10 protein-coding genes are annotated in these 13,637 nt (G+C 40.7%); 4 read left to right on the top strand and 6 right to left on the bottom strand.

The window, feature by feature from the left end; genetic code table 11:
• Positions 1–151 precede the first annotated feature (151 nt).
• The 4 genes from PN457_RS00970 (at position 152) to PN457_RS00985 (ending at position 4,325) form a co-directional block, all read left to right on the top strand.
• Positions 152–2,836, top strand: a complete 2,685-nt coding sequence (locus PN457_RS00970; protein ID WP_271730716.1) for a chloride channel protein — start codon at positions 152–154, stop codon at positions 2,834–2,836.
• 319 nt (positions 2,837–3,155) lie between these two features.
• Positions 3,156–3,332 carry a hypothetical protein gene (locus PN457_RS00975; protein ID WP_271730718.1) on the top strand — a complete coding sequence of 59 codons (177 nt, stop codon included), beginning with the start codon at positions 3,156–3,158 and terminating at the stop codon, positions 3,330–3,332.
• Positions 3,333–3,665: 333 nt separating this feature from the next.
• Positions 3,666–3,941, top strand: coding sequence for a hypothetical protein (locus tag PN457_RS00980; RefSeq protein ID WP_271730719.1), 276 nt, complete (start codon positions 3,666–3,668; stop codon positions 3,939–3,941).
• A 174-nt stretch (positions 3,942–4,115) separates the two neighbouring features.
• Positions 4,116–4,325: a hypothetical protein gene (locus tag PN457_RS00985; RefSeq protein ID WP_271730720.1), complete on the top strand. Its 210-nt coding sequence runs from the start codon at positions 4,116–4,118 to the stop codon at positions 4,323–4,325.
• A gap of 145 nt (positions 4,326–4,470) precedes the next feature.
• Here PN457_RS00985 and PN457_RS00990 read toward each other — a convergent pair whose 3' ends face one another.
• From PN457_RS00990 to PN457_RS01015, 6 genes are all read right to left on the bottom strand, one after another.
• Positions 4,471–5,199, bottom strand: coding sequence for a foldase protein PrsA (locus PN457_RS00990; protein WP_271730721.1), 729 nt, complete (start codon positions 5,197–5,199; stop codon positions 4,471–4,473).
• Between the two features lie 39 nt (positions 5,200–5,238).
• A complete protein-coding gene (locus tag PN457_RS00995) occupies positions 5,239–6,708 on the bottom strand; it encodes a biotin/lipoyl-containing protein (protein ID WP_271730740.1) in 1,470 nt (489 codons plus the stop codon).
• Positions 6,709–6,827: 119 nt separating this feature from the next.
• The gene (locus PN457_RS01000) at positions 6,828–9,521 is read right to left on the bottom strand and encodes a peptidase domain-containing ABC transporter (protein WP_271730722.1); all 2,694 of its coding nucleotides are present in this window, start codon (positions 9,519–9,521) and stop codon (positions 6,828–6,830) included.
• Between the two features lie 168 nt (positions 9,522–9,689).
• Complete coding sequence (locus tag PN457_RS01005) at positions 9,690–10,253, bottom strand: helix-turn-helix domain-containing protein (protein WP_271730724.1); 564 nt, start codon at positions 10,251–10,253, stop codon at positions 9,690–9,692.
• A 477-nt stretch (positions 10,254–10,730) separates the two neighbouring features.
• Entirely contained in the window at positions 10,731–12,800 is a 2,070-nt protein-coding gene (locus PN457_RS01010) for a serine/threonine-protein kinase (RefSeq protein WP_271730741.1), read from the bottom strand.
• Between the two features lie 372 nt (positions 12,801–13,172).
• Complete coding sequence (locus PN457_RS01015; RefSeq protein WP_271730726.1) at positions 13,173–13,529, bottom strand: hypothetical protein; 357 nt, start codon at positions 13,527–13,529, stop codon at positions 13,173–13,175.
• Positions 13,530–13,637 lie beyond the last annotated feature (108 nt).

The raw sequence follows: 13,637 nt of genomic DNA on the forward strand, positions 1-13,637 counted from the left end.
CAAGGAGAAACCACCGATTCTCAACCTGAATAGGTTTATCAGTGTTTATCAGTCCATAATAGAAAAACAAGTCCACAATATTTGATTAGAGACTAGATTTTCTGCGTCTAGTGTCTAATGACTAAGCATCTGCTGATATTGATATTTTCATATGGGCCTTTCTATTCTGACTCAGCGCCTTCGTATCTGGTTGCAACCCACAAGAGGTTTAGCGATCGCCGAAGCTTGTATTATTGGTCTTGTAGCGGCCTTTGGTGCGGTATGCTTGAAAATGGGAGCGGGATGGTTGGGTACTTGGCGGGTACAGACCACTCAAATTGTGCCACCATGGTTGTTCTTACCTACCATTGGTATGAGCTTTGGGTTGATAGCCGGGTATTTAGTCAATAGATTTGCGCCAGAAGCTTCAGGTAGCGGTATCCCGCAAGTTAAAGCCACCCTTGCTAATGTACCAATTAGACTATCCTGGCAAGTCGCAATTATCAAGTTAGTTACTGCCATCATTACCCTTGGTTCCGGGTTGAGTTTAGGGCGACAAGGGCCCACAGTTCACGTAGGCGCGGGTTTAGCAGCAGGGATGAGTAACTGGGTTCCCACTTCCCCAGACCATCGCCGCCAGATGATTGCAGCTGGTGCGGGTGCTGGTTTAGCTGCGGCTTTTAATGCCCCCATTGCTGGTGTATTATTTATTGTCGAGGAATTACTCCAGGATTTATCAGGGCTGACTTTAGGAACCGCCATTATTGCTTCCTTTATTGGTGGTGTAGTCTCCCGGTTGTTGGGTGGGGGGAGTTTACAACTCAACCTAGAATTGCTGCAATACTCTAGTAACTTCTCCTTACCAGAAATTCCCTTTTTTTTGGTATTGGGAATTTTAGCCGGGTTACTGGGTGCATTATTTAACCGTGGCATTATCACTAGTATTAGAATTTATCAAAATCTCCATCTCAGCTTACCGTTGAAAATGGCTATAGCTGGTTTTATTTCCGGTTTAGTAGTGGCAATACTTCCAGAATCTTTCCGTAATTATGCGGGTTTAAGGGAGTATATGATTATTAGCGAACCTAATATACCTTTTGCCGCGATCGCCTTTTTATCTCAATTTCTCCTCACTCTCATTGCGTTCGGTTCCGGTGCGCCTGGGGGGTTATTTGCGCCTAGTCTGATTTTGGGTTCTTGTTTAGGACATCTGGTAGGTGTATCCGCCTCTTATTTCTTAGCCGTGGACTCACCCACCACCTACGCTTTAGCCGGTATGGGAGGGTTTTTTTGTGCAGTTTCTAAAGTACCCATTACAGCCATTGTCATTGTGTTTGAAATGACTACAGATTTCAATCTGGTATTACCCTTAATGATTGTCTCTGTAGCTGCTTACTTGGTTTCCGACAAAGTAATTCCGGGGTCACTCTACGACAAACTATTACGGCTAAAAGGGATCACTATTACCAAAGCAGTTTCCAACGAGGGGATATTAGGGAAATTAACAGCCAATGATGTCATGCAGCATCGAGTAGAAACCCTGGATGCAGACATGACATTAGAAGCAACAATGCAAGTATTTTCTCGTTCCCATCATCGCGGTTTTCCAGTGGTAGAGGAGGGTAAACTGGTAGGAATGATTACACAATCGGATTTAGTGACTAAGCGCGATAGTGACTCCTACATCCTAGACCAGAGCCAACCCCCACAGAAGGTACTATTAAAGTCTATTATGCAGCCCTCCCCCATGACAGTACAACCCAAGGATAACCTCAGTCATGTGTTGTATTTGCTGGATAGGTATCAAATTAGCCGCCTACCAGTAGTAGAAGGGAGAAAGTTAATTGGAATTATTACCCGTGCAGATATTATCCGCGCCCAAGCTGAACACCTCAACCATGGGAACGTGAGTAAAGCACATACGGAACCTTCTTACTTAGTTTATCAAACGCGATCGCCCAATATTGGCAGAGGTAGATTATTGATACCAATAGCCAATCCCCACACCGCCGGTATCCTCTTAGAAATGGCCGCCGCTATTGCCCGCGATCGCCACTATGAAATAGAATGTGTACAAATCATTTTAGTATCCCGTCACACTTCGCCATCAGAAACACCAGTCAGAACAGTTCACAGTCGCCGCCTACTACGCCAAGCGGAAGTTTTAGCCAAAAAGTGGAAAATTCCCCTACACACCCAAATTAGAGTCGCCCACGACCCCGCCCAAGCCATATTAGAAACCATCAACGAACGACACATCAACCTGATTTTAATGGGGTGGAAAGGTGAAACTTCTACCCCCGGTCGGATTTTTGGCAATGTTGTAGATACCATCATTCGCCAAGCAACCTGTGATGTGATGTTAGTCAAACTGGGTAAAATTTCCCCTTCCCCATTTCCCCCATCTGTTCAACTCCTGACCGAACCACAATTAACCCCCTCTACCTCTCCTCAATTTAACCGTTGGTTGGTGACAATGGCTGGCGGTCCCAATGCGACAGCAGCGATTAAACTCTTACCCGCTTTAGCCACCTTGGGGGAACATCCATATATTCGCCTGACACAGGTGTTTAAACCCTCCCAGTTACAACCAGACATGACGGTTTTAGAACAAGCCATCCGCGTCTTAATGGGTCGTCGTCAGTTATCCAGTCATGTGGTTGCTATCCCCCTACAAGCTGACTCCGTGGCCGAAGGAGTGATTAACCTGGTAAAAGACGACGATTATGATGTAGTGGTTTTAGGAGCTTCCCGTGAGGGGTTATTACAGCAAGCAGTACAAGGTAATATCCCAGAGGCGATCGCCTCTGGGGTAGACTGTACAGTAATTTTAGTCAGAGGCGCTATTAGTAGTTAGAGTCTGAAAAGTTATGATTTCGGTGTTCCCCATTCCCCAATCCTTCGGTGTTCCCTATTTCCTATTCCCTATTCCCTATTCCCTATTCCCTGTTCCCTGTTCCCTGTTCCCTATTCCCTGTTCCCTAAGATAAAAATTACCTGTTGAAAACTTATCAAACAACCTCTTAACAGCAATAATTATGAGCCGAAATCATGGCTTGATAGTATCAGTTAGTTCTTAGTAGTGCATTAAACCAGGGATTACAATCATCATAAATAGCATGATTTATGTCCGTTATTCATGTTTCATCATCTGGAAAATCATCAATAAATCAGAGATGATAGTTACAGAAACAGGTAAACACCTGATTCCCCTACCATACCGCATTTACTCACCTAAATTATTACTTATTCAATATAGTACAGTAACTAAAAACCAAGATATTCTCCAAACAGCAGGGTGTAATTTCTACGCCCTGCTTTTATTTGTTGATATTCATCCCACCAGACCTTAATAATGATTAGTGCAATCTCCACTCATGGGGGTTGAAAGTTAACTGTTAGCAGTCAATCTAGGGATTTTTCCCTGCTTATATACAAAAAGTATCTTAATAGCAATAATTATGAACCGAAATAATAGGTTTATGGTATCAGTTAGTTATTAGTAGGACAGTAAACCTTGATTCTCCGTTATTAAAATGATGATAAATAGCATTATTTATGTACGTTATTCATGTTTCATCAGCTTGAAAAGCCTAAATAAATCAGGGATTATAGTTACAGAAACAGGCAAGAGCCTGATTCCAAAAACAAACACAAACGTAGCATTTACTAGGAGAAAGTAAATCATGGTTAACATCACAATTCAAAACCTAGAAGTTGAATCTACTGCATTGAATCAAGTTTCCCCCGGCGAAATGGAAAAAGTTGTTGGTGGATGGACTTATATTGGTGCTATACAAGCGATCACAAATGCAGAGTTATTCCGTTTTGTCGTTGGGGTTATGGGAGACATGTTTCAAGAAATTGTACAGCCTCCGACACCTTGTCACAATGGTTACAATAATTACAATAATTACAATGGTTACAATGGTCACAATGGTTACAATGGTTACAATGGTTAAAAGTCATATAAAAGCTAACTCAAATTAGCTAATTTTGATTAATAAAACAGGGTGTAAAAATTACACCCTGTATTATTTATTAACTAGACATTTCACTTCTGAAGGTGAGTGAAGCGCAGGACATACATAAGTTACCAAAACCAAAGCACCGCATTTACTAAGAGAAATTCAATCATGGCTAACATCACCATTAAAAACTTAGAAGTTGAATCTACTCAATTGCAGCAACTTTCTCCAGAAGAAATGGAGAAAATCATGGGCGGATTTATGTTACTCGGACAATTCTCCCAGATGATAAATAGACTTATGGCTATAACTTTTATGGTGATTTTTATTAACACGATCTTCTCTTTATTATCTACAGGGTGGGGCGAAGAAGCCTGAGTGAGGTAAACTAGGGCGGGCAGGATGCCCACCCCACAATAGTTTTACAATTAATATCTGTATTTTATCTAGGTAGAAACTGCTGTAAATAATGGGTGGGTTAGAAATTCCTAACCCACCCTAATTTAAAGATTAAATCTGAGTGTTATATTTGAAAATCCGTCTGCTCAACCTGCTGCTTTAACCACTCAGCAAATAAATGGCCGATGATCTGATAACTTAGCTGCTCATCTAATCGGGGTCGAATCATCTCCTCCACAAAAATTAAATGTATACCTTTAGCTGTCACAATCGGTTTCAGCAGCTGTGGTGGTTTAGCTGCAAATACAGCAGCAGAAATATCTGGATGTAAATTTTGACGACCCATCACCCCTCGATATCCACATTGGCGACGTAGTTCTACATCTTGAATATATTGATGAGCGACATCATAAAAACTTTTCTCCCCTTCTTTAACTGCATAAAACAATTCCCAGGCTAAATCCTCATCATCTAAAATAACTTCATACATGATCACCTGTAGGTAATCTACTTGATGGTTATAAAAGTATGGTTCAACTTCAGCAGCAAACAAATGATGACTTAATTTAGCGTTTAGGAGGGTTATATAGATAATTTCCTCAAAATCCTCTAAAGATAAACCATGTTTTTTTAACCATCTCCAAGTTTCATCAGTGGTAGTGAGTTGGTTAACTAACCGCATTTGGTCTGCTGTTTGTTGTAATTCTGCAACTTCTACCTTTATCCCCACTTCATCCGCCCTATTTTTAATGATTTTGCGCTGAATAATCTGCTCAACTGTTTCAGGAATTTTTCCAGATAGTTTGATTTGACGTAAAATATCTTCTTGAGTGACTACCATGGGGTATGACATAATCTTGTCCTGCTTAATTGGTAATTGTGGAATTGACTGCTATAACTTAAAATCCCCTGCTTGTAATTGCTTAAAGGGGTCAATGATAAAATCAATAATTCGCCGCTGACGTAAAATCACTTCCGCTGTAGCAGTATCTCCCGGACGTAGGGGAATACATTGATTTCTGTGTGGGATACAGTTGTCTGGTAAACTGATTTCTAAGTTATAAGCTGATACCTTCCCCTGGGGTGTATCTATATCTATAGTTGTGGGAGAAATACTCATTAACTCTCCTTCTATAACTCCATAATCTTGGAAAGGATAAGCATCAAATTTCAGCTTGACTGGTAATTTCTCATTGAGAGAACCACTTTGTGCGGTTGCTATTTGCGCTCTCATCACTAAAGGTGAATTAAGCGGCGCAATTTCTGCGACCATTGTTCCCGCTTGAACCACAGCGCCAGCTTTTTGAATGGGTAATTGAAATATAGTCCCAGTCATGGGTGCTGTGACTTCCCTTTGTGCTAGTTGAATATTCAGAGATTCAATCTGTTTTTGAGTTTGAGCGATTTCTGCTGCTAGTGCGGTGATTTCTGTGGCTAAATTGTTTTGTTGTTCTTGAATACGTAGTAAAGCTAATTCACCGGAACGCTTGAGGGTTTCATAACTGCGTTCTTGTTCCCTCGCTCTGAGTTCTGCTTGGGTAATATCAGCTTTTCCCTGTTTGATCACTCGTTCATAACTGCTTTGCTGTTCTGCTAAACGTAATTCAGCTTGTTGAATATCTGACTGACTTTGTTCATATAGCTGTTGTCTTTGTTTTGTTTGTTCTTGCTTTTCTACAAGGTTAATTTCAGGGATGACCCCTTCTTGATATAATTCCCTGTATCTGGTTTCTTCTCGTTGGGCGATCGCCATGCTGCTTGCAGTTAACTTATGAGCAGTGATACTATGGGCTAAATTTTGTTTAGCCTGGTTGACTTGAGATAATTTTTCCGACTTCTGTAACTCCCAGTTATTTGTTAATGCTATTAATTGTTGTCTAGCTTGGTCGATTTGCGATTGTTTTTCTAACTGCTGGGATTGATTTTGTTGTTGTTGAGTGCTGAAAGTCACTACTAACTGATTTTGCAGAGTAGTTAATTGCGATCGCCTATTTAATTGTCCTTCTAACCTCTCCTTCACCTGAGCTAATTCAGCAGTCACTAAATCTGAATCTAACAGTAATAGAGGTTGTCCATCTTTGACTTCCTGGCCTTCCTGAATCAGAATTTCTCTGACAGTTCCAGATACCGGACTATCTAACCTCATAGTTTTACCTTCCGGTTCAATTTTCCCCCTAGCTGTACCTGTTTCATCCACCTTAGACAACATCGCCCAAGGTAAAATAATTGCCACAAATATGACTAAAAAGTACAGTAATCCCCTAGTCCACACTTGGGGTAAAGCATCTAATAATTCTTGAGTTGCAAAAGACCAATGAGCGTGAGATTTTACCTGTACTGGAACCTGCGGAGATTTCCCCATAGTCTCAGGAGTTATAGATAAAATCTCTTCCGTTGTGACTTTTCCATTTTCATTGATTGTATATGACATAAATTTACCTTAATTTACCTCAGAAAATATCGCCCAACCATCTCCTATATTTAGGAATAATCCTTGTTACCTAATTGCTGTTGATTGAGGTAGAAATAGTGTCCACGTTTGTCGATTAATTGCTCATGACTACCACATTCAATCAACATACCTTGATCTAAAACCAAAATTAAATCAGCATTCTTGATAGTAGACAGACGATGAGCAATAATTAAAGCAGTTCTCCCCTTGAGAATTGTCTGCAAATTCTGCTGAATTATCCGTTCTGATTCCGTATCAAGGTGAGAAGTAGCTTCATCAAAAATCAAGAGTTTGGGGTTACCTAATAAAGCGCGGGCGATCGCAATTCTTTGTCTTTGTCCCCCAGATAATAAACCGCCCCCTTCACCAATTTGAGTTTCATAACCCATAGGTAATTTTTGGATAAACTCATCAGCACCTGCTAATTGAGCAGCGGTGATAATTTCCTCTAAACTTGCATCAGGATGTGCTAAACAGATATTTTCCCGGATAGTATTACCAAACAAAAAAGTATCCTGATCAACCACACCCACTTGTTGGCGCAGAGAATCTAAACAGATGGTAGTAATATCATGTCCATCAATTAAGATTTTACCGTTAGTAGGTGGATACAAACCTAAAACCAGCTTAGAAATTGTAGTTTTACCAGACCCACTACGCCCCACTAAAGCCACTGTTTGTCCTGATTTAATTGAAAAATTGACATTTTGCAGAATATTAACATTAGCATCCTCATGATAACGAAAGGTCACCTGTTGAAAATCAATATTACCCTGAATTTCCGGTAAATTTTGCCGTTGTTGCTCTTGTATATCCTCCTCCGGTTTAGCATCTAACACATCATTAATCCTTTCCACAGCAATGATTACCTCTTGTAACTGGTTCCACAGCACAGCTAATCTTTTAAAAGGGTTAATAATATTGCCTAAAAGCATATTAAATGCCACCAACTGCCCAATAGATAATTGATTTTCAATTACCAAATATGCCCCATACCACAATAAAGCCGTAGATACACCAGCCTCAATTGTATTACTAAAAATCTGTAACCGATTGCCAATTACTTGCCCAGAAAAGTTAGTCTTTATCTCCTTGTTTAATAACTCTTCCCAATGCCAACGGACTGTTTGTTCTACCGCCGTTGATTTGATAGTTCTGATACCAGTTAAAGCCTCAATAATATAACTATTTTCCTGAACTGAAGCCTTAAATATTTGTCGGGAAATTCGCTGTAAAAAAGGTGTAGCAATCAAAGCCAGACCCAAAAATGGCGGCACAATTACTAAAGATATCAAAGCCATTTGCCAACTGTACCAAAACATCAAACCCAGATAAATAAATACAGTCAGAAAATCTAGAACGATTGATAATGCTTCCCCAGAAATAAAGCTTTTAATTTTGCTATTTTCCTGTAACCGAGAGACAATATCACCCACATAACGATTTTCAAAATAGCTTAAAGGTAATCGGAAAGTGTGACGAATAAACGCCACCACCAAAGCCACATTAATCTTATTACCCGTGTGGTCAATCAGATATTGCCTTAAACCTGTCATGGCCACACGGAACAGGCTAAACATCATCAAACCCAACCCCACAGCCATTAAGGTTAAATGAGACCGTTGTACTATCACACGGTCTAAAATCAGTTGTGTAAATAAGGGTGTAATCAGTCCAAATATTTGAATAAAGATGGAAGCAATAAATACTTCCCCTATGACCACACCATGAGGCTTGACCAGTTCAAAAAATTGCCAAAAAGGGGTTGTACTTTCTTGTGCATTCTTAAATAAAGCCGTTGGTTCTAGCAGGAGTGTATACCCAGTCCAACCAGCCTGGAATTCTGAGTAAGAAAGAGTCAGTTGACCAACCCCAGGGTCAGCAACTATCACATTTTGAGGGGTAATTTCATAGACAACAATATAGTGTTTTCCTTCCCAATGGACAATCGCCGGTAGTTTCTGTTGTCCTAACTGCTGGATATTAGCTTTCACCGGACGGGTATTAAAACCCAGGCTTTCCGCGCTGGTGGTTAACCCACGCAACGATACACCATTACGATCAACATTAGCCATCTCCCTTAACCGGTTGAGGTTAAATTGTTTCCCCCAATAGAGAGAAACCATCACTAAACAAGCAGCACCGCAATCAGAAGCGCTGTGTTGAGCAAAAAAGGGATAACGCCGAGTAATTCTTTGTAATAGATGACGAACTTTTTGGGTAGGAGTGGGAAGGTAAGCTTGACTAATTTTTTCTCTGGTTTGGTGGTGATTTTCCCCGGTAGTGACTCTTGGTAATGGCTGCTGAGATGGAGAATGGAGAATATGGGTTTTTGTTTTCAGGTGCTCTTGAATTTGTGGATATTTATCCATTAAGTTTTTGAGCAGTTCACCAGGGAAAAAACACAAACGCAGACTTTCACTGGCTCGCGCACCATAAACCTGACAGTTAAGATTAGGAAACAATGTATGATGTCCGAAGGACTCACCTTTTCTGACCGTGGTAATTACTTCTCCACTGTCATCAATTAACCTCACTTTGCTGCTAAGTACAACATAAATACCGGGTTCAACTCCTGTACCTGACCAAAATTTCCCTATTTTCGGTTCTCTGTATTTTAGTTGCTGTCCATAGATTTGAAATTCTGCGACAGAAAAGGAATATCCTAGGGTTTGATTGAATAATTCCTGGGAAATTTGTGTTTTAACTGATTCTTGGACCATAAATTTAGAGAATTTAGAAGATGATGATCTGATTTTCTGCAATTGCGTAAGTACTTGATAGGTTCCCCCTTGTAACACCGGACACAATCATCTGTTACCCCTGGGTTGATGAGGAGCATCGTCTTAACTCACCCCCCAAGGGTTTCTAAATTAGGGGATGATAGCTATTTAATTTTTATGAAATTTCAGCAATTGAATCGGTACAAATGCATTAGTATTTCCCCTAGATTTTCCTGTGATATCAGTAATAGATATTTGGCAAGTCACACCTTCATGGGTATTTTCTGATGCAGTTTCAGATTTACCTTTAGTGGATAGTCCCATTTGTTTGAGTAAGCGTTTGATATGACATTCACTCAATTGCAGTCCAAACTCTTTAGCTAAGTGTTTACTTAACCAGTTAGCTGTCCAACGCCGAAAACCATAACCATAGTCGTGGGGATGATGGTTGACAAGTTCTTCAAGGCGTGCTATATATTCCTCATTGATAGCCTTCGGACGACCAACTGGTGATGTTTCCCATTCGTGGGCTTTCCCACTACGGGCTATATGTATCCAGTGTCTGGCGGTAGCTGAACAGCATCCTAAAGTACGACATATTTCCCTTTGTGATTTTCCTTCATCTGCCAACAGCATAATTGAAATCCGTTGGCGGTATAATTCTGGTATATCTTCTGCCAACTTTTTGAGTAATAATTGGCGTTGAAATGGTGTCAATAATTTACCATTCATCTTCCGTAACCTAATATTTGATTGCTGGCTTTTATACCATAACCGTCGCAATTAACAGTAAAATACTTTGTTGTCAGGTATGGCTGGTATCTCCCAATCTCAATAGGTTATAGATCATTCTTTCCATGATAGCGACATCGAACCAAAGTAATAGTGTTAGTGTCTAATTATACAATTAACTGCAAAATAGACATCCTCAGCCCATCAGGTCTAATTTTGATGGATACCCATATCAAGCGAGCCATATACTTGCAACTCAAGGTATATAGAAAGGGTCTTTTCTAAAACTAAGAAAGTCTGCTACAACTGCTAAAGGCAGATGGTTTTGATATATGGGAACTTATGACTGGGCAACAATGTACAAAGTCAATCTAGCCAGTTGTTTTCCACAGTTTACTATCTCGTCGGTGTTGGGTGTTTCTTGGAACTCATATTAAGCAAACGAGATACTCAATTGCAAGCTATATGCAACATCTCTTACTGAGGGACTCGCCAAAGGATGATAGTATTGTCTTCACCACCAGTGACCAGAGTCTGACCATCAGGACTGATAGCCAAGGCGGTGACAGTATCCGCGTGTCCCACAAGTGTACGCATTTGTTGACCTGTGGCTAAATCCCAAAGTCTAATTGTGCGACCTGCTTCCAGCTGCGCTTCGCGATCGCGCCCACCACTAACAAGAGTGGTATTATCGGGACTAAAAGCAATGGATGTTACAGTTTCGATATTCTCTGCTAGTGTCTGGGTTTTCCCTTCTGTCCCTAAATCCCCAAGTGTCATCGTGCGTAGCTTACCGCCGGAGTCATCGCGACTAGCAATAGCTAGGGTCTGACCATCTGGACTCAAAGCCACACCTGTAACTATTTCCCCATCTTGCTCAACTGTGCGGAGCAAAACTGCTCTGTGCAGATCCCAAATTTTAATAGTTTTGTCAAAACTACCACTGACTAGAGTTACACCATCTGCACTCATAGCTAGTGAACGCACCCAAGATGTATGACCTCTGAGCGTACCTCTTAACCTTCCCGTGGCCATATTCCACAGTTTAATAGTACCATCATCACTACCACTAACTAAAGTGCTGGCATCTGGGCTAAAGGCTAAGGCGTGAATTGAATCGGAATGTCCCCTGAGGGTGCGAAGTAACTCACCAGTAGGAAGATTCCAAATTTTGATAGTTTGATCATCGCCACCACTAACTAAAGTACTTCCATCCGGGCTGATAGCTACGACATTCACCCTTTGTCGGCTATTGACCGTCGTAATTACCTCGCCTGTAACTAAATTCCAAACTTTAATACTCCCTTCCCCACTGCTGGCAAAAATCTGGCTATCGGGACTAATAGCCACAGATAAAACCACATCTTCATGACCTTCCAGAGCTTTAGCTAAGGTAATATTCTTGAAACTTGAATTGGGAGACCCTTCGGTAACTGACCCGCCACCACTACTATGATCTTGAGTCAATGTAGACAATAACACAGTCTGAAAGCGCTGATATTGCTGATACCAAGAATCTTCAATCCCAAATAACATCATCAAGGCACTGACTAAAACTATATTTTTCAGTAAGCTATATTGGATTGGTAAAGATGAAATCTGAGTTACCGGTATTTTTTCCGAAGATTTACTTACTTTTGCTAGTGCTAGTGGTTGTTTTGGGTTCAAGTCTTTCATGACTTCATCGGCTGATTGGTAACGCTGCTCGATATCTTTTCTCAACAGCTTATCGAGAACATAATCCAATTCAGTACTCAATGGACTTCGCAAATATTGTCGCCAATTAGTCACCCAACCATAGCCATATTCCAGCCACAACTGAAAGGGAGCAATTCCAGTTAGTAAATGAAAGCAGGTAGCCCCCAAACCAAACAAATCACTAGCAGGGTAAGCCTTACCATCTCTAATTTGCTCCAATGGCGAATAACCATGGGAACCAATTGATGTCCCCATGTTCTTCGGTGCTCTGGTGGTTAACTGCTTCGAGGAACCAAAATCTATGAGGCTTAATCTTCCGTCACCATGTCGTCGAATAATATTTTCTGGTTTGATGTCCCGGTGAATCACACCACGGTCATGGATAAACTTGAGGACAGGCAATAAATGCAGCAAAATTGCTTTAATTTCCGCCGGTCTATATAGTTTTCGCCGTTGCAACTCGGTTAACAAATTTTGCCCATTGACAAACTGCTGTACTAAATACAAACAGTCGTCTTGCTCAAAATAAGCTAAAAGAGTTGGTATTTGTGGGTGTTCTCCTAGCTCTTGCAGACGCTTTGCTTCCTGAGCAAATAATTCTACTGCTTTGTTTTGCGACCAAGTTCCTTGAAACTTCGGCGCTAATTGCTTGACCACACAACGTTCATTTAGTTTATCTGTATCCTCGGATAAATAGGTTCTGCCAAATCCCCCCTGATCGGAAAGCAACCGAATCACACGGAAGCGATTTCGCAAAAGTGGTACCAAGGGGGTACTACAACTTTGGCATAACTTCTGTGTGTCGGGATTGAGGGGATTTGGGCAATCGGGATTTAAGCAGCAGATCATCATCTGACAGGCGCGACTGCACAATAAATAATGTTAAGTTAGCCCCGAAACTTCCCTTAATTAACATTGGCTCTCGCTCAATCATGGTAGAAAACACTGAATTGGGATTGGGGATTTACTTATATAGTAAGTTTTGGTAAATGCTCACCCATTTTTCCGTTTGCACCGAAAACTACAAGAGCCAGAAAATTCCTGATTTTATATTGATTATATTATAATATAATCTCACTGTGTACAAGTCCCACAAAACTCTATTTTGCTATTTTGCTCACTTGTATCTTCTCTACATGGTAAGTAGACAAACAGATAAAAAATTCATATTTAAAACCCCCGATTAATTCAAACAACCGGGGTACAAACGCTAATGTATTTCTAATTACCTGTCACTTTTTCCAGAAGGTTCTTAACATTCTGTTCTACTGAAGTTGAACTCTGTGAATTTTCAGGGGTCTTCATCTTGTCTATGTCAGCGTCTCCCTGAACTTCATTGAGTCCTTTGATTGACTTTTCTTGAGTTTCTTTGAGTCCCAATGGTTTGGATTTAGCTACCTCGTCAGTTTGGCGTTGCGTTTCCAGAAGCTGTGTCGGGCCTTCTTGAGGATCACTTTGATAACTACTGATGGCAAAAGCAGCTGAGGCGCTGGAGAAAAATAGCAGGACACAGGCAGAAGCCACAATTATAAAACGCACTGGGTGTAAAATGGATAAAATCACATGATAATTCTTCATCTTCAATCCTCAATAACAGCTTTAACACCGTGATGGTTGCACATACTAATGAGCAATGAATACCTTTAGTAGTAAAGAATGGGTGTGAAATTATTTATAGCATTTCCC

The organism is Anabaenopsis arnoldii (assembly GCF_028331025.1).
GTDB lineage: Bacteria > Cyanobacteriota > Cyanobacteriia > Cyanobacteriales > Nostocaceae > Anabaenopsis > Anabaenopsis arnoldii.

What these genes read in the sequence shown, in the direction of transcription:
- PN457_RS00970 (WP_271730716.1), top strand. Translation starts at nt 152, where the DNA reads ATGGGCCTTTCTATTCTGACTCAGCGCCTTCGTATCTGGTTGCAACCC.
- PN457_RS00975 (WP_271730718.1), top strand. Translation starts at nt 3,156, where the DNA reads ATGATAGTTACAGAAACAGGTAAACACCTGATTCCCCTACCATACCGC.
- PN457_RS00980 (WP_271730719.1), top strand. Translation starts at nt 3,666, where the DNA reads ATGGTTAACATCACAATTCAAAACCTAGAAGTTGAATCTACTGCATTG.
- PN457_RS00985 (WP_271730720.1), top strand. Translation starts at nt 4,116, where the DNA reads ATGGCTAACATCACCATTAAAAACTTAGAAGTTGAATCTACTCAATTG.
- PN457_RS00990 (WP_271730721.1), bottom strand. Translation starts at nt 5,199, where the DNA reads ATGTCATACCCCATGGTAGTCACTCAAGAAGATATTTTACGTCAAATC.
- PN457_RS00995 (WP_271730740.1), bottom strand. Translation starts at nt 6,708, where the DNA reads ATGGGGAAATCTCCGCAGGTTCCAGTACAGGTAAAATCTCACGCTCAT.
- PN457_RS01000 (WP_271730722.1), bottom strand. Translation starts at nt 9,521, where the DNA reads ATGGTCCAAGAATCAGTTAAAACACAAATTTCCCAGGAATTATTCAAT.
- PN457_RS01005 (WP_271730724.1), bottom strand. Translation starts at nt 10,253, where the DNA reads ATGAATGGTAAATTATTGACACCATTTCAACGCCAATTATTACTCAAA.
- PN457_RS01010 (WP_271730741.1), bottom strand. Translation starts at nt 12,800, where the DNA reads ATGATCTGCTGCTTAAATCCCGATTGCCCAAATCCCCTCAATCCCGAC.
- PN457_RS01015 (WP_271730726.1), bottom strand. Translation starts at nt 13,529, where the DNA reads ATGAAGAATTATCATGTGATTTTATCCATTTTACACCCAGTGCGTTTT.